At 36.6% G+C, this 25817-nt stretch carries 28 protein-coding genes; 16 read left to right on the forward strand and 12 right to left on the reverse strand.

Annotation, left to right across the window (positions count from 1 at the left end):
* Positions 1 to 20: 20 nt before the first annotated feature.
* Genes FE005_RS03530 through deoC form a run of 5 tightly spaced genes read right to left on the reverse strand, consistent with a single transcriptional unit; the run spans position 21 to position 4621 of the window.
* Positions 21 to 1073, reverse strand: a complete 1053-nt coding sequence (locus FE005_RS03530; protein WP_081131088.1) for an alcohol dehydrogenase catalytic domain-containing protein — start codon at positions 1071 to 1073, stop codon at positions 21 to 23.
* Entirely contained in the window at positions 1074 to 2096 is a 1023-nt protein-coding gene (locus FE005_RS03535; protein WP_138371327.1) for a Gfo/Idh/MocA family oxidoreductase, read from the reverse strand. It lies immediately after the preceding gene.
* 7 nt (positions 2097 to 2103) lie between these two features.
* Positions 2104 to 3480 (reverse strand): PTS fructose transporter subunit IIC, encoded by a 1377-nt coding sequence (locus FE005_RS03540; protein ID WP_138371328.1) that lies wholly within the window; start codon positions 3478 to 3480, stop codon positions 2104 to 2106.
* A 15-nt stretch (positions 3481 to 3495) separates the two neighbouring features.
* On the reverse strand, positions 3496 to 3942 hold the full coding sequence (locus tag FE005_RS03545) for a PTS sugar transporter subunit IIA (RefSeq protein ID WP_138371329.1): 447 nt from the start codon (positions 3940 to 3942) through the stop codon (positions 3496 to 3498).
* A gap of 4 nt (positions 3943 to 3946) precedes the next feature.
* Positions 3947 to 4621 (reverse strand): deoxyribose-phosphate aldolase, encoded by a 675-nt coding sequence (gene deoC / locus FE005_RS03550; protein ID WP_138371330.1) that lies wholly within the window; start codon positions 4619 to 4621, stop codon positions 3947 to 3949.
* Positions 4622 to 4982: 361 nt separating this feature from the next.
* Here deoC and FE005_RS03555 point away from each other — a divergent pair, with 361 nt between their 5' ends.
* From FE005_RS03555 to FE005_RS03595, 10 genes are all read left to right on the forward strand, one after another.
* Positions 4983 to 5744: a MarR family winged helix-turn-helix transcriptional regulator gene (locus tag FE005_RS03555; protein WP_138371331.1), complete on the forward strand. Its 762-nt coding sequence runs from the start codon at positions 4983 to 4985 to the stop codon at positions 5742 to 5744.
* A 63-nt stretch (positions 5745 to 5807) separates the two neighbouring features.
* On the forward strand, positions 5808 to 7574 hold the full coding sequence (locus tag FE005_RS03560) for an ABC transporter ATP-binding protein (RefSeq protein ID WP_138371332.1): 1767 nt from the start codon (positions 5808 to 5810) through the stop codon (positions 7572 to 7574).
* 237 nt (positions 7575 to 7811) lie between these two features.
* On the forward strand, positions 7812 to 8102 hold the full coding sequence (locus FE005_RS03565) for an autorepressor SdpR family transcription factor (protein ID WP_103300458.1): 291 nt from the start codon (positions 7812 to 7814) through the stop codon (positions 8100 to 8102).
* Positions 8086 to 8745 carry an SdpI family protein gene (locus tag FE005_RS03570; protein ID WP_103300459.1) on the forward strand — a complete coding sequence of 220 codons (660 nt, stop codon included), beginning with the start codon at positions 8086 to 8088 and terminating at the stop codon, positions 8743 to 8745. The genes FE005_RS03565 and FE005_RS03570 overlap by 17 nt, the downstream gene beginning before the upstream one ends.
* A gap of 1354 nt (positions 8746 to 10099) precedes the next feature.
* Positions 10100 to 10507 (forward strand): response regulator transcription factor, encoded by a 408-nt coding sequence (locus FE005_RS16950; protein ID WP_217496823.1) that lies wholly within the window; start codon positions 10100 to 10102, stop codon positions 10505 to 10507.
* 80 nt (positions 10508 to 10587) lie between these two features.
* Positions 10588 to 10770 (forward strand): winged helix-turn-helix domain-containing protein, encoded by a 183-nt coding sequence (locus FE005_RS17175; protein ID WP_368074414.1) that lies wholly within the window; start codon positions 10588 to 10590, stop codon positions 10768 to 10770.
* A gap of 99 nt (positions 10771 to 10869) precedes the next feature.
* On the forward strand, positions 10870 to 11787 hold the full coding sequence (locus FE005_RS03580; protein WP_103300461.1) for an ABC transporter ATP-binding protein: 918 nt from the start codon (positions 10870 to 10872) through the stop codon (positions 11785 to 11787).
* Positions 11784 to 12500 carry a hypothetical protein gene (locus FE005_RS03585; RefSeq protein ID WP_103300462.1) on the forward strand — a complete coding sequence of 239 codons (717 nt, stop codon included), beginning with the start codon at positions 11784 to 11786 and terminating at the stop codon, positions 12498 to 12500. The genes FE005_RS03580 and FE005_RS03585 overlap by 4 nt, the downstream gene beginning before the upstream one ends.
* Positions 12500 to 13246, forward strand: coding sequence for a hypothetical protein (locus FE005_RS03590; RefSeq protein WP_138371333.1), 747 nt, complete (start codon positions 12500 to 12502; stop codon positions 13244 to 13246). Before FE005_RS03585 ends, FE005_RS03590 begins: the two co-directional genes overlap by 1 nt.
* A 99-nt stretch (positions 13247 to 13345) precedes the next feature.
* Positions 13346 to 14167: a sensor histidine kinase KdpD gene (locus FE005_RS03595; RefSeq protein ID WP_113849059.1), complete on the forward strand. Its 822-nt coding sequence runs from the start codon at positions 13346 to 13348 to the stop codon at positions 14165 to 14167.
* Positions 14168 to 14681: 514 nt separating this feature from the next.
* On the opposite strand, the gene FE005_RS03600 is transcribed toward FE005_RS03595, so the two are convergent.
* From FE005_RS03600 to FE005_RS03610, 4 genes are read right to left on the reverse strand one after another with little or no spacing between them, the layout of a single operon-like run.
* Positions 14682 to 15425: an AAA family ATPase gene (locus FE005_RS03600; RefSeq protein WP_138371334.1), complete on the reverse strand. Its 744-nt coding sequence runs from the start codon at positions 15423 to 15425 to the stop codon at positions 14682 to 14684.
* A 51-nt stretch (positions 15426 to 15476) separates the two neighbouring features.
* Entirely contained in the window at positions 15477 to 15848 is a 372-nt protein-coding gene (locus FE005_RS17180) for a Mu transposase C-terminal domain-containing protein (RefSeq protein WP_349497169.1), read from the reverse strand.
* 14 nt (positions 15849 to 15862) lie between these two features.
* Positions 15863 to 16504 (reverse strand): DDE-type integrase/transposase/recombinase, encoded by a 642-nt coding sequence (locus tag FE005_RS17185; RefSeq protein ID WP_349497170.1) that lies wholly within the window; start codon positions 16502 to 16504, stop codon positions 15863 to 15865.
* Positions 16505 to 16538: 34 nt separating this feature from the next.
* The gene (locus FE005_RS03610) at positions 16539 to 17138 is read right to left on the reverse strand and encodes a flavin reductase (RefSeq protein ID WP_138371335.1); all 600 of its coding nucleotides are present in this window, start codon (positions 17136 to 17138) and stop codon (positions 16539 to 16541) included.
* 72 nt (positions 17139 to 17210) lie between these two features.
* Here FE005_RS03610 and FE005_RS03615 point away from each other — a divergent pair, with 72 nt between their 5' ends.
* Positions 17211 to 17891, forward strand: coding sequence for a helix-turn-helix transcriptional regulator (locus FE005_RS03615; protein ID WP_230320968.1), 681 nt, complete (start codon positions 17211 to 17213; stop codon positions 17889 to 17891).
* Positions 17892 to 18389: 498 nt separating this feature from the next.
* On the opposite strand, the gene FE005_RS03620 is transcribed toward FE005_RS03615, so the two are convergent.
* Positions 18390 to 18623: a helix-turn-helix transcriptional regulator gene (locus FE005_RS03620; RefSeq protein ID WP_175413531.1), complete on the reverse strand. Its 234-nt coding sequence runs from the start codon at positions 18621 to 18623 to the stop codon at positions 18390 to 18392.
* Positions 18624 to 18887: 264 nt separating this feature from the next.
* Here FE005_RS03620 and FE005_RS03625 point away from each other — a divergent pair, with 264 nt between their 5' ends.
* From FE005_RS03625 to FE005_RS03645, 5 genes are all read left to right on the forward strand, one after another.
* Complete coding sequence (locus FE005_RS03625; protein WP_138371337.1) at positions 18888 to 19928, forward strand: radical SAM/SPASM domain-containing protein; 1041 nt, start codon at positions 18888 to 18890, stop codon at positions 19926 to 19928.
* Complete coding sequence (locus FE005_RS03630; protein WP_138371338.1) at positions 19929 to 20141, forward strand: hypothetical protein; 213 nt, start codon at positions 19929 to 19931, stop codon at positions 20139 to 20141.
* Between the two features lie 93 nt (positions 20142 to 20234).
* Positions 20235 to 21065: a PqqD family peptide modification chaperone gene (locus tag FE005_RS03635; protein WP_138371339.1), complete on the forward strand. Its 831-nt coding sequence runs from the start codon at positions 20235 to 20237 to the stop codon at positions 21063 to 21065.
* Entirely contained in the window at positions 21062 to 21391 is a 330-nt protein-coding gene (locus FE005_RS03640) for an SdpI family protein (RefSeq protein ID WP_138371340.1), read from the forward strand. Before FE005_RS03635 ends, FE005_RS03640 begins: the two co-directional genes overlap by 4 nt.
* Positions 21388 to 23034 carry an ABC transporter ATP-binding protein gene (locus FE005_RS03645; protein ID WP_138371341.1) on the forward strand — a complete coding sequence of 549 codons (1647 nt, stop codon included), beginning with the start codon at positions 21388 to 21390 and terminating at the stop codon, positions 23032 to 23034. Before FE005_RS03640 ends, FE005_RS03645 begins: the two co-directional genes overlap by 4 nt.
* 1409 nt (positions 23035 to 24443) lie before the next feature.
* On the opposite strand, the gene FE005_RS03650 is transcribed toward FE005_RS03645, so the two are convergent.
* Entirely contained in the window at positions 24444 to 25001 is a 558-nt protein-coding gene (locus FE005_RS03650; RefSeq protein WP_138371342.1) for a glucose-6-phosphate isomerase family protein, read from the reverse strand.
* A gap of 23 nt (positions 25002 to 25024) precedes the next feature.
* Complete coding sequence (locus tag FE005_RS03655) at positions 25025 to 25804, reverse strand: glucose-6-phosphate isomerase family protein (protein ID WP_138371343.1); 780 nt, start codon at positions 25802 to 25804, stop codon at positions 25025 to 25027.
* Positions 25805 to 25817: the final 13 nt, after the last annotated feature.

The following is a 25817-nucleotide window of genomic DNA, read 5'->3' on the forward strand; positions in this document are numbered from 1 at the left end:
TGAAAATGGAAGCAATCAAACTAAAATGATTCGTCAAAGACAATGACATTTTTCAAACCTACTGCATTGACAGCATTTTCAAGCGCCTGAGGAAACTCATTGATTGTGTAACATTTTGTAATCAATTTTTTCAACGGAATTCTGCCACTAGCAACTAGCTGTGCGGATGTTCGATAGCCTGCCAAGCTGGCACGAGTACAACCAAAAACGCGTAATTGTTTGTAATGAAGAATGTTCGTGTTCAATTTGACTTCCTCTTTCTCCTTTGGCAAGCCGCCAAAGAAGAGACAGCGACCGTTTGTCGCCATATAACTGAAACTTGCTTCTTGTGCCTGTGGTGCCGGCGCGGCAATAATACACAGGTCTACCCCTTGACCATTGGTTTCAGCAAAAACTTTTTCCTGCAATCCATCAGAGGTCAATGGAACCAAGTCGGGAATTATTTCCTTAGCATCCGCCAAACGAGCTTCTGATAAATCATTCATCATGACTTTACTAGCCCCTCTTGCAAGTGCCAGCATCGCATGCATGATGCCAATCGGTCCCGAACCAATGATCAAAACTGTATCCCCCGGTTTGTTTCCCGCTATTTCTTGACCATTAAACACACAACTAAACGGTTCAATCAAAGCCGCTTCTTCATAAGACAATTCATCCGGTAACAACGTAATATTTCCTTGACGGACAGCTTTTTCTGGAACGACTAAGTATTCTGCAAAACCACCTGGCAGATTGATCCCAAAAGCCTGATAGGTTTCGCATAAATGAGTGTTGCCGCTGATACACTGATCACAGATTCCACAGCCCATGTTTGGTGCGATGGCTACCCGCATTCCTTCCTGATAAAAATCAACGGCAGAGCCAACTTCAGCGATACAGCCAGCGATTTCATGACCTAATGTCAAAGGTGTTGCCTCGCTTGCGGTTGGATACCCGTTTTTATACATTCGAACATCGGTTCCGCAAATGGACGCGGCTTTCACCTTTATCAACACTTCTTTTTCAGTGATTTCCGGTTTTGTTATATCAGTTAATTGAATCTTTTCTTTGCCCAATAATTGGATTGCTTTCATTTATCTTTCCACCTCAACAATTCTATTTTCTAAGAGCGAAGTCAACCCCGCGTTAACTAATCGAACGGCCATCAAGCCATCATGTCCCGTGCATTGAGGCGCGGTATCTTTCAGAATGCAATCAACAAACGCTTGATCCTCTGCAATATAAGCTTCTCGAAACAAATACATCCAGCTGTGCATAGTTGGTCGAATCAGTTGCTGGTTGCTGGTTGCGACGACAATATTGTGCTTCCCTTGGTCCCCCACTAAAATACTCCCTTTGGTTCCCAAAATCTCAGTCCGAGCATCATACCCGTATTGAACATATTGAGCACCATCAATCAAGCCTAGTTTGCCATCTTCAAAACGCAAATTCATGGCGACTGTATCGTAATAATCTGGAAACTCATTTCTTACCTCTGGTGAGCGATAATTCCCACCACTCGCATAGATGCTGGTCACCTCGCTGCCTGTCAGCCACCGTAGGGTATCAAAATCGTGACTGTTTACTTCGCCGATTGGTCCATTACTTTTATGAATATCAAACATCCACGGTTTTGGTTCACTCGGACCATGGGTCAGGGATTTCACCATAACCACATCACCAATTACGCCAGCATCGACTACTTTTTTTGCTTCCTGGAAGCTGGCGTCAAAGCGGCGCATAAACCCAACCTGCAATTTCACATGATTTTCTTCGGCTGCTTGGATCATCGCTAAACACTCTGATTCATCCATTGCTAATGGCTTTTCACAAAAAATATGTTTTTTAGCAGCAGCTGCTGCCAACGCAATTTCTTTGTGATAGACCGTCGGAGTGACGATCACCACGGCATCAATCGCAGGATTTTGCAACGCCTCATGATAGTCTTGATACAGGTAAGGACAAGCCACTTCCTTTTGTGCGGTCTCCAAACTTTCCTTCGAGGGATCACACAAAGCAATCAATTCTGCATTTTTAATACGGCCAGCGAAATTTCTTCCATGAATCATGCCTGCTCTGCCTGTTCCTATTAAACAAATCCTAATTCGTTCTGTCATGTCATCCTTACTCCTTTGCTGCTTGTTTCTTTTGAGAGAATACTTTTACGGCGGTTACCAAAAAGCCGCTGATGATGGTCCCGATTGCTAATGCTAAAATATATAACAGAACATTTTCTACTGCTCCCGGAATCAGGAACACAAAGAATCCGCCATGAGGCACTGCGATACCACATTGGAAGATCATGGACAACGCACCGGTAATCGCTGAACCAACCGTCACTGATGCCAACACCCGCAGTGGATCAGCAGCCGCGAAAGGAATCGCTCCTTCAGAGATAAAAGACAAGCCTAAGACCCAGGCGGATTTACCTGCCTCACGTTCTTCTTTACTGTATAAATTTTTCCCTAAAATCGTTGATGATAGTGCCATTGCTAGTGGCGGTACCATTCCTGAAATCATGACCGCTGCCATGACTGTACTGGTTTCGCCAACTCCTAGATTGGTTAACGAAGCGACGCCGAAGAAGTAAGCGGCTTTCCCAATCGGACCTGCCAGATCGATCGCCATCATCCCGCCTAAAAGCAGACCAAGTAAAACAGAATTTATTCCTGACAAGCTATTAAGCCAGTTTGTGATTCCTTCATTTAGTGCTGTAATCGGAATACCGACAATAAATTTCATGATTAGACCAACGAATAAGATTGAGACCACTGGAAGGATCAAAACAGGTAGTAAACCAGAGAATGCAGCTGGCAGCTTCAGTACTTTTTTCAGCCAATAAACAGTGTAACCAGCTAAAAAGCCCCCCAATAGTGCCCCTAAGAATCCGGCATTCATCGATGAGGCAATCATTCCTGCAGCCATTCCGGGAACAAGACCTGGACGATCCGCAATGGAGAATGCCACATATCCACCCAAGATTGGCCACATCAGCCCCATCGCAATTCCGCCCAACTCATTGATCGCTGAAGCGAGTTCTCCTTCCGCGTTGATTCCCCCGAATGCGAAAGCTAATGCAATACAAATTCCACCAGCGACAACAAATGGAATCATATACGAGACCCCTGTCATCAAGTGACTATAGATACCGCTTTTTGCCGCTTTGGCTTCTGATTTATCCTCTGTTACCGTTGAGTAAACAGGGGCATTTGCTCCGCGATCCAACAAATCATCCGGATGATCAATCGCTTCTGTAACATCTACTTCCAACAAGCGTTTGCCATTGAAGCGTTCCTTATTGACCGAGGTGCTGGCAGCAATGATAACCACATCTGCAGCGGCGATTTCTTGTTCTGTTAGAACGTTCTCTGCCCCAATCGAACCTTGTGTTTCAACTTTGATCTCAATATTACGTTTCTTGGCCGCAATGGCTAGACTCTCTGCCGCCATATACGTGTGCGCAATTCCAGTTGAGCACGAAGTAATTCCCACAACTTTCATTTTTTTTAGCCTCCCTTATTCAAACATCTGATAAATCTCTTCGACAGTTGTGACGGTCATTAACTTTTGGCGGACATCCTCATGCATGAGCTTTCGAGACAGCTGACTAAGAATTCTCAGGTGTTCATCATTTGACGTTTCCGGTACAGCAATCAAAAATATGAGATGAACTGGTTTATTGTCCATGGAGTCGTATTCAATACCTATCTGGCTTCGACCAAACCCCAACGCAGGCTTCGTCACTGCGGCACTTTTTCCGTGGGGGATCGCTACGCCAAAACCGATCCCTGTCGTACTTTCTTCATCTCGTTTCATGACCGCCGCTAAGTAAACGCTATCATTTTTGACCACACCTTTCGTTACAAAGGCGTTCGTAAGTTCACGAATTGCAGCATTTTTCGTGGTCGCTTGTAAATCAAAATGAATAAATTCTGGTTCCAATAGATCACGCATTTTTGTCATTTCTCTACCCCTCTCGCTGATATTCCTCGATAATTTTGATACCTGAACTAGTTCCTAAACGTTCCGCTCCTGCTTCAATCATTTTTAATGCAGTGTTCAAATCGCGAATACCTCCAGCAGCTTTCACTTTTACATCGTTGCCGACCACTTTTTTCATTAATTGAACATCTGCAATCGTTGCGCCTCCTGTACCAAATCCGGTTGACGTTTTAACAAAATCAGGTTTAACTTCCTTTGCTATCTGGCAAACCGCCATTTTTTCATCATCTGTCAAATAACAATTTTCTAAAATAACTTTGCTGATAATTCCGCCTTCACGAGATGCATTTACGATTGCTTTCATTTCTTCACGAATATATGCCAAATTGCCATCTTTCAATTGACCAATATTAATGACATAGTCGATTTCATCGGCCCCGTTTTTGATGGCGTCTTCTACTTCAAATACTTTCGTTTCGATGGTCGTTTGTCCTAATGGAAAACCGATAGCCGCTCCCACATGAACCTTACTGTTTTTCAAAAACTCCCGACAGATTGATACTGGATAAGAATTGATTGCTACCATCTTAAAACCATAATCATCTGCTTCTTGGCAAAGTCTTTGAAACTCTTCTTTGGTAGCATCCGCTCTCAATAACGTATGATCTACCATATTGGCTAATTCTTTTAATTCAATCATTTACTTGCTCCTTTACATTTTTATTTGCACTCTTATATTATCATTTACTTTCGTTTTGTCAATATATAAAAATAAAAACAAATGAACGACGACAGCTAACCCTTCTTCACCACCAAGTGATATTTCCTGAAATTTCCCACATAAGTGCATCTTTCTCATTTTCTTGGCGCTCTTTTTGAGGAAATTTTCCCTTTAAAAATGGCGATTCATCTTGTGTTAGATCCTCCTTTGAACGAGATGCGGCTGGTTATTTTTTCTTAAATCAGATCTATGGGTTGACAAACGTTCGGTACCGAACTATAATAAATCCGAAATAAAGTTAGGTACCGAACTTTATAAAAAAAGAAATGAGGAATGCGTTATGAGTCACTTAACAGATCAGCTGATGAAGCAATTACGATTCATCAGTGAGGCAGGAAATGCTTTTTTAAGCCAACGGAAACAACGTCTTTCCGGTCAACAACGGGTGTTGGCGATCCTAAAGCTAGAAGATGGATTAGTGCAAAACTATTTGGCAGAAGTGCTTGATTTAAGACCTAGTTCGTTAGCAGAATTATTGAAGAAGATGGAAAATTCAGGTGATATTGAAAGAAAAGAAGACGAAGCAGACAAACGGATCAAACGGATTTATTTAACTGACGCCGGACGCAGCAAAGCTGAAAAGCTAAGTACCAATAAAGAAGAAGCGAGCAGTGAAATCTTTTTTGCTGGTTTAACAGAAGAAGAGCAACAACTCTTCAGCGACTATTTGCAAAAAATCGCTGCCGGTTGGGAAGCTGATTTCCAGCAACAAACCGAGCGCTTCGTTGACCCAATGGATCGCTTGCAAGCCATGCAACATCTCCGGGAAAGCATGATGGATCACTGGGGTGGGGATTGGCAATCCATGAGCAATGAAGAACGGCGCCAAATGAAAAAAGAGATGAAAGATGCGATGCGGCAAATGCCTTTTAGAGGTCATCACGGTATGCCTGGCTTCCCACCATTTGGTCGAGGTGGAAGAAACGATTTTCACCATCCATGGCAAGGTGATTTTTTCAATAATGATTCCTTTGATCCCCGCAAGCAAAAACCAAAAGGTTCTGACTCGGAACACCCTAACGATGAATGGAAAGATTTCTAGTAAAAAACAAGGAAATGAACTTCTAACGTTTATGAAGGTACTCGTTAGAAGAGGAGGACAACCATGCAAGAAGAAAGTCAAATTCACCAAAATCAACCAACCCCTGCAACAAGTTTTAAATTAAAAAATTTCATCCAATTAATCACGAATGTCAATCCCAAAAAATCGCTTTTTGCATTGGGTTTGTTTCTCAGCTTGTTAACAAGTGGTGCCAGTTTGATTGTTCCGCAATTAACAAAAAAATTGGTCGATACTAGTGGCACCCCAACTTTTAGTTCCAATATGGTCATCGTTTTGATCGTCGCATTTGCATTACAACTTGGATTAGGAACGATCGGCGGCTTTCTTTTACGATACGTAGGAGAAAGTGCCGTCAAAACATTGCGAGAAAGACTTTGGACTCACCTATTGCATTTACCTGTCGGTTATTTCGATTCACACAAATCAGGAGAAAGCAGTTCGAGACTTGTCAATGATACTTCCGTCATCAAAGATCTTGTGACCTCCCAATTTCCAAATTTTGTCACAGGTGCCATACAATTGGTCGGATCAATGGTGATCCTGTTCTGGATGGATTGGAAGATGGCAGCGCTGATGTTTAGTGCGGTTCCCCTAATCGCATTGATCATGTTGCCGATTGGAAAAATCATGTCTAAACTAGGACGGCAATTGCAAGCGGCAACCGCAAATTTCAATGCAGATGCTAGTGAAAAACTAGCCGAGATTCGGCTGATCAAAGCCAGCAACGGGGAAAAAAGCGAGCAAGAAAGCGGGCGACGCTTGATTACTAATATTTTCTCGTTAGGCGTCAAAGATGCCAAAGTGGAAGCCGTTCTACAGCCGATCATGATGACCGCGATGCTCGGACTATTTGTCGGGATCCTAGGCTACGGAGCCGTTAGAGTCCAAGCTGGCACATTAACCAGCGGTGCTTTGGTTGCCTTTTTGTTGTATCTTTTCAACATCATTGCTCCCGTCACGACTTTTGCTATGTTCTTTTCACAAGTGCAAAAAGCCATGGGGGCAACCGAGCGTATTCAAGAAATACTTGATACCCCAAGCGAATCTTTCACCGCAACAGAAACAGTCAATGTAGAAGGCCAGGTATTAAAAGCAGAACATATCACCTTCAGTTACAACGAAGAACGGACGATTCTCAAGGATGTTTCTTTTGAAGCCAAACCGAATACAGTAATCGCCTTTGCCGGTCCAAGCGGCGGCGGCAAGTCAACGATCTTCGCCTTATTGGAGCGCTTTTATCAACCAGACAGCGGCATGATCACAATTGGTGGAAAACCGATCCAGTCATTAGACCTTCAAGCTTGGCGCTCACAGATTGGTTACGTTTCACAAGATAGTGCCGTCTTTGCAGGTAGTATTCGTGACAACCTCCAATATGGACTAGATCGCACGTTATCGGAAGATGAGCTATGGCAGGGTCTTTCCCTTGCTTACGCCGATCAATTCGTCCGAGATTTTCCAGACCAATTAGAAACAGAGATTGGTGAGCGCGGGGTAAAACTATCTGGCGGACAAAAACAACGGATTGCCATCGCTCGTGCCTTTCTACGTAATCCGAAAATATTGATGTTAGATGAAGCAACTGCCAGTCTTGATTCCCAATCGGAAGAAAAAGTCCAACGGGCCCTCGACCATTTGATGGAAGGCCGTACTACCCTCGTGATCGCCCATCGCTTATCTACCATCGTTGATGCAGATCAAATCTATTTCATCGAAAAAGGCGCCGTTACCGGAAACGGCCGACATACAGATTTGATTGCCACTCATCCATTGTATGCAGAATACGTCAAAGAACAGATGGTCAGCTAAAAAGCTGGTTCATCTGTTTTTTTGTCACCCCCCTATAGACCAATAGGATTTCCTAAAGAAAAATTTATACACCGTATATAGCAAGTAATATCTGAGCGACGATATAACAAGAGAAAGGATCAAATAATATCTATTTCGAATATTTTCTAAATAGTTCTTGTCAATCCTTAAACAGAGTAGTATGATCTATTTAGAAATATTTCTAAATTACTTTTTCTAAGGAGGCGGTGATGCCCTTTGAGTTTCGCTGAGACTTTTAAAGCTTTATCCGATCCCGTTAGACGTGAGATCCTTGTGATACTAAAAAGCGGGCGTATGTCAGCGGGAGAAATCGGCAAGCATTTTGATATGACAGGAGCTACCATCTCTTATCACTTGTCACAACTAAAAAAGGCAGGGCTTATTTTTGAAACCAGACACAAAAATTTCATTTACTACGAACTGAACGCATCAGTATTCGAAGAAGCGCTGCTTTGGCTGACACAATTTCAGAAAGGAGACATAACCTTCAATGACCATGAAAAATAAAGGATCCATCTTTTTGTCCACTGCGATCACTTTACTGCCAATCGTGCTCTATCTGCTCGTATATCATCAACTTCCTGAGCAAATGGGTATGCAGTACAACGCCGAGGGTGCGGCAAATTGGTATGCCCCTAAAGCTGTAGCTGTATTTGTCGTTCCTGCCGTACTTGCCCTTATCCACTTGTTTGCTCTAGTAAAGATGAGAACTGATCCAAATCGAAAAAATATTTCTGTCGCCATGCAGATTATTAAGGAATGGACCATACCGGCAGCCTCCATCCTTATTACTGTGTATTCCATATTACAAAATACAGGAACACATATAGGCAACATCGTGCCGCTTGTTACAATTGGCTTCATCTTACTATTAATCGGTAACTATATTCCTAAGACCCATCAAAATTTCACCATAGGCATCCGTACGCCATGGACTTTGAAAAATGCCGATAACTGGAATAAGGTCAATCGCTTAGCCGGCTGGCTTTGGATCATCAGCGGTGTGATTCTCATTCTAAGTGCTTTTATTGTAACTAGCACCATTGAAATTCTTATGGTGGTATTGCTAATCGTTGTTCTAATGATCGTTCCCCCTATTATTTACTCTTATGTCTTACAAAAAAAGCATGGCAGTAATCTGCAAAACTAACGGGAGGCAACTGAAGGGATTAACGGAAAATAAAACCTAGACGACAAACGCGGGCGTCGCTTTCGAACGAATCAATCGGAAGCGACGCTAGATTATCTTGTTCAAAAGGTGGTGAAAAGTCAGCCACACTCAGCACTTCAAGAAATCATTTTTGTAATCAGTTTGGATGTACCTCTAAATAATCGAAAAACTAACATCTTTGCTCTCTGTAAGAGAAAACTTGTTTAAGAGTAAACTTATAGTTTCTAATGGAAGAGACAGAAAGCATATCACGTTTGATCCTCTCATTCACTTTCCACAGAAACCAAGGAACTTCATATGAAGCTCCTTGGTTTCTTTATTTGTAACACCTGGATATATTTCAGCCGTTCATCGGTAATGATACCAAAACATGACTCAATAAACTTGAAGAAATGTAAAAGGTTTGTGCTGATAAAACCTTCTTCAAGAAACCATTTGGAACAATTATGACTCTTCAACTGATTTTCCAGAAAGCTTTAGCGCTTGTTCAAAAACAAGAATTCTTTTACAAGATCCATTGGAAGTCATTTCTTGGATAATTTATTAAGGACGTACTTATCCACATCATGTGCACAATCACTGAACAAAAGCGTACTGATTTAGAACAATATCAGGTACAAGGAACTTATGACTGTTGAATTAAATGATGTGTATAAGAGCTCCCAAAGCTTGAAATGCCCCATAAGAGAGAGCAAAAAATCTAACTTTGCAGGACGCATCAAATCCTTCATTTTGGTTGGCTTTATTTGTTACGAACCTATTTTCGACCCTATTATTTGTAGTGGTTTACTTATTCATTTGTTTCATCCTACTATTTTTCCTGACTCATTTTTTTAAACTATGATATTATTTTCAATAAAAAGAGAAAGCCTTTTCTCTGATTTCTCCCTTACCCATTGCTTTTAAGTTGACTTTTAGATTCTGTAGAAATGTCAAAAACTGCTTAGTACGAGAGGAGTCATCAGAGTCTCACTAAAGCCTTTATACCAATCAGTTACCAATGATCAATGATTTAAAAGTCAACTAAGGTATACCGCTTTTTTCAAAGTTACATTCATTCGATCAAGATACTCAAGTATCGAATCATCCATTTCGTTAATGAAAAATTTTTTAAACAGAAACTGCTTCTAAAATTATCAGTTATTACTCACTCATAGAATACGTTCACGGCAACAATAGTTTCTTTCAAAAATAATTGTATCGCAGACATGATTCAGCAGAGGAGTATCGTTAACTATCTATATCATCTTTCTTTTTTTGCTAATTCATAGTCATACCATCATAAACAGATGAGATAATTAAGATATATAATAAAGTCGGCTAGGAGGATATTATGACAAAAAAAATATTAATTATTGAAGACGATCAAGAGATCAATAAATTATTCCAAGCTTTGCTTACAAAACATGGATTGATCCACCTTTCTGCTTATTCGGGATCAGAAGGAATCCTTTTACTTCAACAGCAAACCTTCGATTTAGTATTACTAGACTTGATGCTTCCCGGAATAAATGGTAAAGAGGTTTTACAATTTATACGTGACAATTTTACGCTTCCAGTTATTATAATCTCAGCTATGAACGGGGTAGATACAAAGATCGATTTATTGCGGTCAGGAGCTGACGATTACATCACCAAGCCCTTTAACCAAGAGGAAGTCATTGCCCGGATAGATGTGCAGCTTAGAAAAGTACCTACTTCTATTAAACCTCATGAAAAAAATGGCGTAACTTATCGCTAGATGATAATCAGCGCATTGCCAAACTAGAAACAACCACTTTAAATTTAACAAACGCAGAATTTGATATTTTATCTTTACTTATAGATAATCCATCTCGCGCTCTTTCTAAAAAAACTATCTATGAAAAAGTATGGCATGGTACATACTATGGGGATGATAATACCATCAGTGTCCATATATCGAATATTCGAAAAAAAATAAGTGTCGTCACCGAAGAAGAATATATAAAAACTGTTTGGGGAATCGGTTTTATGTTGATTTAGTCTTTATATTTCCCTTAAAGCTTATTAATGAAAGCTGCGATAAAGTAAGAGTATCAAATGAATCAACCCTATCATCATAAACTTTAAGGAGCTGAAGAAATGAGTGAAATTATTCGAACACATGGTTTAAAGAAAGAATACAAAAATGAAATAGCAGTGAAACATTTAGACTTTGTACTTCAATCTGGAGAGATATGTGCATTTATCGGCAAAAATGGGGCAGGAAAATCTACTTTTTTCAAAATGCTTTCAGGACAAATTCAACCGACAACTGGAGAATTACAATTATTTGGCATGACTGATAAAGATTTATTAGATGCACGAAAAAAATTTGGCTTTATGATCGAGGAACCTCAGTTTTTCATGGACTTTACTGCTAAACAGAATCTGGAGTATTTTCGAATTCAACGCGGTGTCCCTAGCAAAGAAAGGATCAATGAAGTTTTAGAAATTGTCGGGTTAGCTGATCAACCTAAGAAAAAATTCAAAGAATATTCAATGGGGATGAAGCAACGACTAGGTTTAGCACTTTGTCTGCTCTCTAGTCCTGATTGTTTAGTCTTAGATGAACCAACAAATGGCTTAGATGCACAAGGAATCAATGAAATTCGGCAATTGTTGATAACATTGAATCAAGAACGGCATATCACTATTTTGATCTCAAGTCATATTCTTAGTGAGCTAAAGCTAGTAGCAACAAGATTCGTTTTTGTAAATCATGGCGAAATCGTCGAAGATCTAAATGCGGATGCTTTGCACCAAAAGAGTAAACAGCAGTTACGAATCCACTTGGACCAAGTCAGCAAGGCTGCGCAACTTCTAGAAGTAGCTTTTTCTGATATCGATTACCAAGTATTACCTGGTGATTGGTTATTCTTATATAATCACATAGAAGATAGTGCTGCTATTAATTCACTCTTGAACAATCATCAGCTAAGTATTTACGAATTTCAAATTGCAGAAGTCAGCTTGGAAAACTATTTCTTAGAATTGATTGGACAGGAGGAGTTGAAATGAATTACTTCCGCAGCGAATTCTATCGTACGATCCGTATTAAAGCCTTATATATACTATTTATCCTATTGATTATATCCTGTATTTTGATTAGTCTTAATTTTGTAAACTCAATACAAAAATATTCTAGTGCTGATTATACGATGTTCATGCTTTCTATCTTCACCTTCACTAGTTTCATATTAGCCATCCTTACAAGTAGTATTTTGAACGGAAGAAACTTGGACATTTTAAAGCAATCGATTTCTTTTGGTATCTCGAAAAAAAAAATTTATGCAACGAAATTTTTCTTTTCCCTAGGCTTTTTATTATTGACTCTCTTGCTTTTAGTAGCCACTAGTAGTCTATTTTCTTACTATTTTTTTTCAGATGATACGCCTGCTTTTGAAACAAGTTACATCAAAATTATTAATATGCTGCCATTAATAATAAGCAGCCTCGCACTAAGTCACTGGTTGAATGTCATTCGCGTCAACGGCATCATGACTGTCCTTGGCGTATTCGGTGTATATATCATGTCCAGTGATATTGTTCGACTACTTGATAATCTTTTTTTCAAAAAACAAATTTTAGCCAATTACTTTCCTGCTAATTTACTTGAAAAAGCTCTTGACTCTTCCAAGTTTGAACTACAAGTTTTCTTGATCGGTGTTTTCTTTCTACTATTATTTCTAATTCTAGGGTACCGAAGTTTCAGTAAAAAGGATGTGGCATAATGAACTATCTAAAAAGTGAACAGTTTCGATTGATTAGAAAAAAAGAATTGTATTTAACAATTAGCATAAGTCTTGGCCTTGTTATAGCAGCTATTCTAGCTCTCTACTTGTCCCTTCAAGCAGATGGTCATTTTCCCTATGGGACGAATCGTTTTTTATACTTAAATGTATTGTCTGTGTTCCCACTGATTTTGTTAATTGGTTTCTTAGTTAGCCGACAGTTATTAGGATCAGATATTAATATGGTAAAGCAAAGCGTCGCATTTGGGATTTCAAGAAACCGAATCTTTTTCACCAAACTGGTACTGACATTGACCGAGTTTTTATTGCTTTGTTCAAGTGGTATACTGATTACTCTTTTAGGTGGAGAGCTACTTTTAACTACAGATGCTATCTGGAAAACCCAGTTTCTGATTTCTGTTTTCAATCTCATTCCATTAACTATCGGGGGATTCGTTCTTGGCTTTACATTAATGTGTTTAACAGAAAATGAGGTAGTCAGTGCATTACTAACTTTACTTCTATTTAATGGTGCATTTTCAGAAGTAGTGAGTTTCTTAGAAAAAAGAATTTTCGACCACTCTATGCTAAGTTCTTTTTTACCTGGAGCTCTTATTAAACAAAATACAGAACAGTTTCTTGCAAAAAGTGCAAGCATCACTACAGAAAATTGGTTAATTGGAACTATTGTTATCTTAATCAGTCTCAGCATCGGCATCACCATCTACAACAAAAAAAATCTTTAGTCTGGGGGAGCTCATTTGCAGCTTACTATTCTTATCTTGCTTCTGATATGCCTATCACTCGCTATCATCCTTATTTTGCGGCAATGGAATTTGCGAAAAATGAATCGGCAACTACAGAAAATCATCAATCAATTTGGAACAAATGAGCAGCTAAGAAATAACCTGCCCGGTAAAGAGCTCAATTCATTTGTAGCCAATGTGAATCACTTGATTTCTTTGTTTAAGAAAGAGGAGCAACATACCATCCGCCAAAATATCGAATTTAGGCAAGAAATTACGAATGTCTCTCATGACATTCGTACACCACTTACTTCTATAAAGGGATTTTCTGAGCTTTTACTAGATCCACAACTAAGTTCATCAGAAAGAAACGAATATTTAAAAATTATACAAAAAAAGACAGATACTCTATTGAGGACTGTCAATACCTTTTATGAAATCTCACAATTGGAATCTGGAGATACAGTCTTGTGCTTCGAAACCTTTTCTTTAGGAGAATTAGTTGTAGAAACTATTCTTACTTTTCAAGCTGATTTCGAGAAAAAAGAGATTAATGTCAAAATTAAAGAAGATAATTTCGAAAAAACGATACTTGCAGATAAGAAAGCCACAGAAAGAATAATTTTGAATATTATTCAGAACGCATTACGCTATTCCCATAATTTTTTTGAGATCAGTATTCAGGAAAATGAACGTTCGTTAGTTCTGGAAGCTAAAAACGATGGACAATCTATTAGTTCCGCAGAACTCTCTAAAATTTTTGACCGTTCTTACACAATTGACCAAAGTCGTCGAGACGGACAAACAGGTCTAGGCCTCTATATAGTTAAAGCAATTGCTGAAAAGCAAGGGGGCGCTACTCAAGCAACGTTCGAAAACGGAATATTCTCCCTCGCTATTTATTTTCAGAAATCCCAATAAATGACAAGTTCTATGCATTAGACAAAAAACAGTTGCAGACACTTAGTCGTCGTGACTGTTTTTTGTAATAAACTAAGCAAAGAAAATGGTGTTGCTTAAATAAAGATAGCCCCAAACAGTTTCTGTTCTTTCGAGGCTGGGACTGAAGTGTTAAACTCCGAGAATAAGGAGGAATAAAAGGAAATTGCTTTTCAAATTTTTGAGTATTACGACTTATTTCCGAAGGAGTTGCTATTGCATACAAAATACAATGAATTGCAATATCAATTCCATGACTTATATATAGCTAAATGCGACAATATTTTACTAAAAAAGGAAATCGAAATTAAAAAGAAAATGTTTATCGGAAAAGCTTATTCCCGAATTGATCAGAAAAGAATTAGGAACTTTTATTAGTTACTAATCGTGAGCATGAAGAAATTCTTGAGATGTTTAAAAGTTGTCATTTTTATTTTTAAATGGCAAAAACTTTAATCGATATATGGCAGATACTCTCCACATTAGGAGAGTTTTTTTATATTCCGATTACTAAACTATCTCTCGCTGCTTCAACTACTTCTACAGTAATTTGATCTAGTTGATTGATTCTCAAAATACGATCAATTTGCGCAAATAAACGATGAATAAGACGAAAGTTTCCTTTCGTAATCTTAATGATTGTTGTGATTGCTTCATAGTCAGTAAAATCCTCTAATTTTATATCTATCACTAAATCTGCCCAATTATATTCCAAAATATTGTGTGTTTCGTCTTTACTAAGGTTATCAAATTCATGGGCAAATCCTATGCGAGAGTATAATTGCGGATAACGAGACAATCTTTTTTCAATGCTAGGCATACCAATAAGAACCAATGCTAACTCATTCTTATCATAAATATCTCTCAATTGCTCTAAGTGTTGTAATATTAAGCGATCAATTTCATCGACAATAATGAGATTAATTCCTTCATAAGAGTTTGAAACATAGATTTCTTTTTGATTGTACTTATGAACTAAATGCATTGTTCTAACTAGATTGATTCTGGTTGCTAGTGTATGGATATCTGAGCTGACACGAGTCATCTTTTCTGCTGGAGCTGTATAAAATAGTTTGTTAGCCGTTAGTATTTCATCTGTCGCATCTTTTCCAATATCACCTGAACGACAATAAGCAATTTGTTGTTCTATATTGTCACAATTACAATAATATCTGGAAGAGAGCGTTTTCCATACACTAGGGGTCCATAACAAATCCCAATATATTTGTATTTGATGCATGCGTCACAAAATTCTGCGAATCGTTTATATTCTTTTGTTTCGATAAATTGTTTATTCATTATAATACCTCTTTAAAGTTGATTTTTTAGGAGGCTTAATACTTTCTTCCGTCCTTTTACCTTCAATTAAGAAATCTATGGTACTCGGAGCATTCAATTTTTGTTTTAATAGTCTCTTTCGTTTATTTCTAGCGGTAATAAGATCTGGCATACTAATTTCATAAGTTGATAGATCTGGAGAAATCGCCGTGCAAAGAAATTGGTTTTTGTAAAAAACTCTGATTTCAGCTAAATCATTTGGGGTATAACGAATTAAAACGGATTCTCCTACAAAAGCAGCCAAGTTAGGATTTGTGTAGCGAAATCCTTGAAAATGAATGCCATCTGAATGGACTTTTCTAGATTTTGGAATCGCTAATAACAATAAATCGAGTTCTTCTAAACTCTGAGGCATATTAGGTAAAAATAGGTGATCATTCCACTTTTTTGCGGGTGCTTTTTAATAGAGGAGTGGGGCGTTTGGTTGTACTCCTTAATCAGAAAACAATGTAGTTTCTCTTTAAAGTCATGAATTGTTAATAACTCTTCACCATCTGTATTTCCTATATAGCCAGGTAAGTTTTCTAAAAACATTTGGTTAATTGTTTGAAAAAAGCGTTCAACTTTCCCTCTTCCTCTAGGAACTCCAACGGTTGAAAAAATAAGGTTGATCCTTAAATCGATCGCAACTTGCTCCATAAATTTGGAAGTAAAATCACTTCCGTGATCCGTATAAAACTTTTCTGGGATTCCACAAATCGGCCACAAGGGATCTTTTTTTGACCAAACGGCTTGGTGTAAGGTCAAAGCAGTATTTATTGCGCAAGGAGGAGTAAAACTTAAATAATATCCAGCAACAGCACGACTGTATTCATCTAATATGATGGTTAACCAAGGACGATTAATAGTTCCTTTTTCATCAAGTAAATGAATATCTAGCAAGGTATGATCAGCTTGCCAGATTTCATTTTGTCCACTTGCTTCTCTTATTGTAATTAGATCATAGCTTTCTTTATAAGCTTTATCGCCATCATATGCCAATTTAATTAAGATTTTCTGGACACTCAAATTTAAATTATTTTTTGTATTCTTGAAATCGAAAGTTTACTCCTAATGACTCATTTGTTGATGAATACTCTCTAAATTTATAAATCAAAGGAAACCACTTATTTACGTCTATATGAGAATCATCATGTAATATTTTCTCGTCCACAAAAATTCCTTTTATTTCACATTCTACAATTGCAAAATCTGCTCTAACAGTTATTTCTGTAATGATAGTTTCGATTTGAATGGGGCATTCTTTTATTCTTACACAGGATACATCTATTCCACGAGCTTTTGTAAATCCACCCAATTTGAATTTATCCGGACTATAGGTATATCCGGCTTTTTTCTTGTATTCAGGAATATTTTCATTTCCAGTTGTCTTTGCAATCTGTTCAATTTTTTCCCAAACACTTGCATCGGCTATATTAAATGTTGCTTCGTTTCCAACTTTTAAATTTAAGAATCCCTTATTTTTTAATCCTAAGCCCACGACAATTGTTCTTCCTAAAGTCCATGTAGAACTTATAACAGTAATATTATCTTTGTCACTTTTGGTATCTTTTGTTGTCATAAGTACTACAGGAAATCCATAGTAAAAACTTTCTTTTTCTATTCTTTTAAACATTTTCCTCACCTCTAACTATAGTATAATTTAAATATACCTCGATAATTATCGATATATTAAGGAATGAAGAAAATGATGAATGGGTATCCAGACTTACAAGTAATAACTAAAGCTTTAGCAGATCCATCCCGATTAGAAATTCTAACGACTTTAATGGATGGGAAATTTCATACGGTAAGTGCGCTAGCAAAAAAGGCAAAGATAAAAAGTCATACGGCTACTTATCATTTAAAAATTATGTGCGATTTAAATTGGGTGTCCTCTTATAAGCAGGGGAAAAACGTGTACTACCGTTTATGTTCGGAAGAAGTTGCAAATATATTAGAACATCTTATGAATATAAGTCCTATTAAAAAAGTCCAATCATTTAATGAAAATAGTGCGTATCAAAAACTGAAACTCGGACGCTCTTGCTATAAACATTTAGCCGGTAAGTTAGGCGTATCTTTCTTCAACTATTTACTTCATAATGAGTGTATAAGATTCGATGGCGATAATCTGATGTTGACTAGTAAAGGGAATAACTACTTTGAATCTATTGGTATTGAAATTAACAAAATAAAAACACAACCAGGAATTTTTATTAAACCTTGTTTAGATTGGACAGAAAAAACATTTCATTTGGGAGGAAATTTAGGTAAAGCATTCTTCAATTTATGTGTGAGGGAAAATTTCATTGTTTCAAACAGCGAAAATAGAAGTGTCTCTTTAACTAGCTCTGGAGAGAAGTTTTTTTTGCCATTTAAATCTTAAAATTTTTGCCATCAAAAAATAAAAGTGACAGCGAATTTAATCATGTGTGTCAAAAACTAATCAAGTATCTGCCCCCTATCAAAGAATAGTTTTAAAATTTATCATCTTCTTTGACATACATGAGTTAGTTCTTTTAGGAGCAATTTAGGAAGTATTATTCGGATTACAAAATCAGCATGCAATAATAGCAAGCTGATTTTCTAGTGTAGTACCTCCTAAAATTTTCTTGGTAATAACTCACAAAATAAAAGAGATCATCTTGCTAATTTTATGCAAGGTGATCTCTTTTCCAATATTTTAGAGCATTTTCGTAAAACAATTATATAATTTACATTTTAGTTCACTATATTCAAAAATAAGCACAGCAGTCAAGTTAGGATAATTGTCTGAGTTTAAGTTAGACTTTGGAAATCAATACTTAAGCTTTATCACACAAACAATATTAGATGATGAGTTTTGGTATTTTTTTAGTATGAGACTTTAGAAGTTTATGTGATTCTAATCCCAATCGCTAAGAGGATCAGTTGCTATTTTTACCATGACCTGATAAATCTCTTCAGCATCGCACTCAAAATATATAAATAATCTTCCTAATGTGACGATATCGGGATAAGTTTCATTTCTTTCCCAACGAGATATGGCCTCTCTAGTAATGTGTAAGTAATCTGCTAAATTGTTTTGTGAGCAGCGAACTTCAACACGTTTAGTTTTAATCCATTTTGCAAGATACAACGGCAACACACTCCTCAATTAGACTGTCAAAATATTTTTGAATTGAAAATGAAACTAACTGTATTTTTATTATAAAACAAACAAAATGCTTATAAAATATGCAAAAAGTAACTATTTGTTCCGTTTTTTTGCTTTTTTTCAAGCAATTCCTAAGATGCTGGCTAGAAAGTAACATATAGTTCCTTTTTGTAAGGGTTCTAACCAGGTAAGCTTATATTGAAACCATCGAAATATAATTTAATAACTTTGAATTGAGGTGATTGCATGGAAAATAAAACTGATTTAGGAAAAATTGCAGTAGGGCCAAGTCAGATTTCTTTTGATGTCACTTACAGGTGCAATTTTCGGTGTAAGCATTGCTACAATGCGAGTGGCGCAGAAAATTGTTTTATCAATGATGAACTTTCTGATGAAGAAGTATTATCCTTTATGGAAGATATTGCCCAAATGAAGCCTTATAATGTATGTTTTTGTGGAGGGGAACCCTTAATAAGAAAAAATTTAATATGTAAATCTGCTAAATTATTGAGAGAAGCGGGAGTTCCCTATGTTGCAATTGTTACCAATGGTTCTTATGTCACTGCGAATGTTGCAAGGGAACTTTATGAATCTGGGGTTAATAGATTTCAAGTTAGTCTCGATGGAAAAGACTCTGCAACCCATGAAAGGTTGAGAGTGTACAAAGGAAGCTTCAAAAAAGCGATTAATGCGATTAAGCTTTTTCGTCGACTAACATCGGATATTGATGTTGCTTTTTGTCCAACGAACTTTAATTATAATCAAGTTCCAGATGTGTTTAAAATAATAAAGGATTTAGAAGTTTCCCAATTAAGAATTCAACCTTTTATGTTAAGCGGAAGAGGATTAAGCAATTTGGATATAATTCCTACAGAAGAAATGTATCGTCAAGTTGTGAAGGATATTAATCTGATTAAAAGAGATCCCAAAAACAAAAATAGAATAGATTGGGGAGATCCTATTGATCACATTATTAGACATCGAACCATCTTAAAGGAATACTCAAATTTTATAACTATAAAAGCTGACGGTGGAATTGTGGCTTCACCGTACTTACCTGTTGAAATTGGAAACATCAGAAAGTATCCGTTAAGTGAATATTGGAAAAATGGAGCATACAAGAGTTTCAGTTTAAAGATTGTTCAAGAAATAAGCAAAGAAGTTTCATCGGTTAAAGATATGGCCAAAGAGCTTAAAAATGGGCATATAAAGTGGTTAGATGAAGATATCTGTGTTGATATCATTGAGGATGATCATTTATTTATGGAGAAAGAAGAGGTGTGTTAAATGTTTGAAAAGCCAGAAATGTCCGCAACATATATTTCACCAGCATCTGCGGGAATAGGTCCTGGAGTTGATACCAGAACGATTATGGTTGCCGCAGCAATTGCTTCTGTTGTTGGTGGAATTCAAGCTGTACTAGTTTATACTTATGCAGTTTTAGCAACTGCAGCTGGATTAGCCGCTGTTGCTTTAAAAACAGTTGGTATTGTTAAATAAAACGATGAGCCATTAATAGTTATAAACTTGAGTAAAAGAGCATCTAGATGTAAATATAGTCGAGGTGCTCAATTTTTATTAAGGGAGGTTATTATGGTTAAATTTAATAGAAAAAAAATCATTCCTAAACTTTTAGAGCAGAACATTGAATACTTTAGAGAAGAGAATGATGGATATTTGACCCTTGTTCCTTCAGCAGAAAAAGGCTTAAAAGATGAAATCTTTAATCCTACTGTGAAGTATATTTTAGCAAGTTGTGACGGAAAAAAATCTATTGACGATATTATTAGTGAGATGTCGAACATGTATCCAGATGTGGAGAGAGAGAAAATTGCAGGGGATGTCTATTCAACGCTAAGATTTTTTAAACAAGTAGAAATCATTGACCTTGGAGGCGAGAGTTTAATCATGAATAGCATATATAAAATCGGAAATGGTTATACAGTGGAAACTATCAACGAAGAAAATTATCAAGAAATTGTTGACTTTATTCTTTCTTCAAAGGAACAGGCAGAAATTTTTCACGACGATGTTTTTCATCGTCCCTGTAACGATGACGAGCTAGAATTATCCATTAGGTTTCACCTATTTTCTTTTTCTAGTGAATTTTTTTTTCTCAAGAAAAATAGTGAGATAAGAGGATTATTGTCAATAATAACAAGACCGTTAAAAAATAGTTCCGCCAGTTTTATTAACTATTTGACTTGTTTAGATAAGTCCGTGGCATCAGATTTCTTAGGAACCGTAATTGCGAATCTTAATACATTCACAATACATGAGATTACTAAAATTGTGTTAAACTTAGAAGAGGAAACGGAAACACATTTGCTTGATGTTTTAAGTGAGGCTAGTTTCGTGAAAGAAGCCTATTTAAAAAATGAGGTGAATGGGAATTCTCTCTATAGGATGGTATATATGGTATGATTTCATTTTTTAATTCATTAGCTTTTCTTTGGATCTCCAAAATGACCCCTGAGAAAAAGATAAATAAATATGTGGGGTTTAGAACAAAAGAGTCTATGAAAAATCAAAGGAATTGGGATTTAGCACAACGGGAAATGATAAGATTTTCGAAAAAATTAGTCTTTCCTTCTGTGGTAATGGGCTGTGCTTTTTTATTAGCAGAAATATATTTTTTATTTATCTATCAATCAGAGAATTTGTTTTCATTATTAATGATTATGGAAGGGATCATTTCAGTTTTTATGTTTGCAAAAATGTATCTACATGTTAAAAGGAGCCTCTTGTGATAAAAAGTGATGAATGGAACCAAATGATGAAACTATTTAACCATTACTGGGAAAAAAGGAAAGTTTTATTGTTTCTCATTGTGTTTTTAGTTTCTTCTTTGCTATCCCTTGTTTTCCCATATCTCTTTAGTGATGTAATTGAATTATATATGGAGGATGAGCTGTCTGCTAATGCATTTCGCGTGTTATTAATTCTATTTTCACAAATAATTTTGATGGGGTTATCGGAGGTTTACTCATATTATAAAACCTTATACGCTTATAAAATCGATTTTGAAATGAAACTTGACTTCATGGAACTCATTCAGAAGCAAACAGTTGATTTCTCTGAGAATAAATTAACGGGCGAGATACAGCATAGAATGTTTTCTGACATTACAACTATCACTAATATTTTTTTTATTTTTGTGGTTGAACTTCCAATCTTATCTTTGTTATTGTTCTTTACTATCACAATCATCAGTATGATCAGTATCTACTTCACTATCCTGTCTCTGGTCATGATGGTATTACTATTATTTCAAATAAGGTGTTTCAACCCCCATTTAAGAATTGCTATGACTGAATTTAAAAGCACTAACCAAACAATCATTGGGCAAGTTAACGAACATTTTTCTCAGTTAGAATTAATTAAACTTTATAATTTAGAAAGTACGTCTATTTTTCGCTTTAATTCAAAGCTAAAAAAACTATTCACGACGTTAAAGCGGCAGCTTTTAATTACCACTATCGGTGGAGCATTTTCTAATATTATATTTCAAATTTGGATCAGTGGTATCTTCTTATTAGCCGTTATTTTATTAGCAAATCAAACTATTTCTTTAGCTCAATTTGCTCTAGTTTTTGCCTATTCTAGTATTGTTCCTCAATTATGGCAGCTTTTGATTACTATTGTCTGGAAGTATCAGGATTTTCTAGTATCTTTTAAGAGATATCAGGAGTATTACGATTTTCAAGAGAGCCGCGGTGAAAAACTTTCTATCAGAGCCATTGAGACGATTAATTTTGAACGTGTAAAGAAAAATTTCACAGGAAAAGAAGGCTTGAAAGCTTATTCGTTTGATATTGCTTTACAAGACATTGTAATTTTAAAAGGAAAAAATGGCTCTGGAAAGACTACTCTTATTAAGTTAATACTGAAAGAAATTGATAATTACGAGGGTAATATTTTTATTAATTCAATCAATATAAAAGATATAGCTTCAAGTTCGATTAGAGAATGTTGCTCAATCGCAACGCAGACACCATATATAGTTAAAGGTAGCTTGTTAGATAATTTATTAGTAACGAAATTAGAATCAGAGTCCCCAAGATTTAAAAAGATTTCTTCGGTTTTCCGACTGAAGGAAATGATGGAAAAGCTTGAAATTAATATGGATACTGACTTACATGAAGAATCAATTCTTTTATCTGGAGGAGAAAAGCAAAAAATTAATTTACTTCGTGCTTTATTAAAAAACTCTTCTCTTGTTATCCTTGATGAACCATTCAGAAATTTAGATAGGTCAACGATTGACAGCTTGATTGATTACATTCTAAGAGATTGTCACGAAAGAAATTATCTTATTATCACACATGAATATATAGATAATCTCTTCACTTCAATTACTCTTAATGTCAATTTAGACGATTTGAATGGTTGACAAAGCTGGATATCTTTATTATTAGTCTTTATTCTTTGAGCGTGGTAGTAGAATAACTGACAAATTATCCTCTGATTTGTCCAGTAATTGTTCATTAATAAGCTGTTTAATTCCAGCTAGATTCACTACCAAGCTGATCTATCAGTCCCATAAATTATTGAGCAAAAAATGAAATTTGTTTTTTTCAATGTAACATTCTACAAACAATCGATATATAGAGCTGTAGACAAAGCATATATATTATAAGAACATCGCTTTACTTGATATCGGTCAATCGTTTTCTAAGTTGTAGCTTCTATCTATCGATAAAATTCCAAACGAGGAATAAAAAAGAAAGCTCATCTACAATTATTTTTGTAAGTGAGCTTTTTATATTCTCACTGAGAAAGAAAGCTTCAATTAATACTAGTCGATTCCTACAACTTTCCTTCGCTCGGATTCTGCTTCTCAGGCTTCACTCACCGTAATTTCATTATTCATCTCCGGATAAAGGTTTACATATAGGAACGCCTTATGATTGCTCATCATGCCTTTTCGATAGACTTTGTTCTATTTGCGACATTCGTTTGAAAGCCGCTGAGTCTACGGATTCATCACCTTAGCCACTATTCACATACATGTCCATTTTAAGTTTTTCAAGCTCTGCTTCCTGACTTTCGCTAATCAAAAAAAGACAGCATGATCAATAGCTAATAGCTGTTCATACAGTCTTTTTTATTTGCATAACTTCAATGTCCTACTTAAAGTAAAACTAATTCAAGCCTAAGAATCTGGACAAAATAGTATACGCTGTTGACCTCTAAAAAATCTTTCTGATCTAATTAATTGAGCTACTGGAGAAGCTATGAAATGAGCAATAAAAAAAGGATCAAAAACTTTTAAGTTTCTGACCCCTGCCATCAAAACATCCGAGTACCTCACAAAGTTGGGTTTTATGAGCAATGATTCGTTTGCGAACGTATGGACACAAAGAGAAAATAATACCCTTCAATTATGACTAAAAAAAGCCAGAATCTTTAACAACCAAAGTTTTCTTAGCAATTTTTGAAATCAGATGGATTTTGATTGGACACATAGTTGAACAAACCTAGCGTTGTTATGGAAAATAAATCACATATTTTTAAATTCTAGAGGAGCAGGCCTCATTGATCATTAATTGATTAAACTCCATAGCCCAGTTTCGAATTCGGTCGCCTGACCACTTCGAGTGTAATTCTTTCGTGCGTAAAAAAAGTAGTATTAAGAATGCATTGCCGGAAGTGCAACTCGTCTCTTGGCTGTCTTTTTTAATCCTGTCTCATAGGAATCTGCCCAAAGTTTCCCTAATTAGACTAGCGAACAAACCATTTAGAAACTATCACTGTTATCTGTTAAATCATTTTTTTGCAAACAGTGAATCATGTCTAACACTAACCAGATTTAACAACTGGTTGTCCTAAAGGATCTCGAAAGATTCTCAAAGGAAACATTTTGTCTGGTGATCTATAATCATGTCCGGATACAGATTGCCAGCAAGCAGAAACTGACAATATCTCTTCTCCTGTATTAATTAAACGATGAGCTGTATTTCCAGGAATATAATGAACAGAACCAGGCATTACTTTTTCCATACGAGTTATTTCATTTTCTACGAGCATTAATATTCCTCGTCCTTGCAAGCCGAAATAGTATTCGCCGGTATCTCTTGTTGCGTGGAAATGTCCTTTTGTCAGAAAGTATTCTGTCCCAATTACTCCTGGATTTAAATGTGTGATTCCAAAATAGAGTCCACCTGGTGTTCCTTCTGCCAACCCATTGTCTTGGTATTCCACCCGATAGATGACTGTTTCTGGATCTAATGCTTGATAAGCAGTAGCATCAAAAAAGTAGTTAGCTAAATCTTTTGCTTTCGTTTCCTTTTCTTGAAGACCGTAGCCTTCTAATTTAATCCGGCTACTATCATATCTGACAGAACTCTTTTCTATCATTACGATCTCCTTTCTACCGCTGATTATGGCACAAAATCTAGCCATTCTTCTTTCCATAAATCTGGTCGAACAACAAAATCAAATTTTGTATTTTCTTGTTCATATTGTTGATAAATAGGAACGTTTTCTTCAATTGCAAATTCTGAATACTGACGTGCGTTTTTTTCTATTAATTGCTTAGTCTGATAGCTTGTGTTCGGTATCCAAATCAACTTACCTTGAACTGTGAATTTTGGATAGAAAGCTAATCCATTGTGAGCTCTAATCGCTTTATACTCAAAACCATAATCCCTCACGCACCATGCACCAAACACTAAACGTTCGGTTCTTGATGCATTGATTGTACAATGTGCCCAACCTGGTGGAACGATGACAACTTCTCCAGCTTTTGCTTGAACCGCATAGCAACGCCCAGGATCTTTGGAGCCATTCTCCTGCATATAAATGATTCCTTCGCCAGACCAGATTTCATAAACCTCGGGTGTCGACATTTGACAAGTTTTTGAAGAAGCATGGATGTGTCCTTGACTTTTAATTGGTTCGTCACCGATTGAACCAGCCGCATAAGCAACTATTCCAAAAAGCAACTCACGATTTACTAAATCAGCTTGATCTTTTACTAACCCGACATCCATCGCAATGGAGTAGACAATATCTGGCCCTTTGGAATCATGATTCGCCATGCTGTGAAGAATATCCTTCAAATAACGTTGTTCGGCACGAGATGGGCCAAAAGTACCTGCAGGGTACAAAAATTCATTGCTATTTTCATCAAAAGTTATCCCTAGTCCAGTTTCAATCATACTCTGCCTCCTT

The sequence above is a fragment of the Enterococcus sp. M190262 genome (genome assembly GCF_005843965.1).
GTDB lineage: Bacteria > Bacillota > Bacilli > Lactobacillales > Enterococcaceae > Enterococcus_D > Enterococcus_D gallinarum.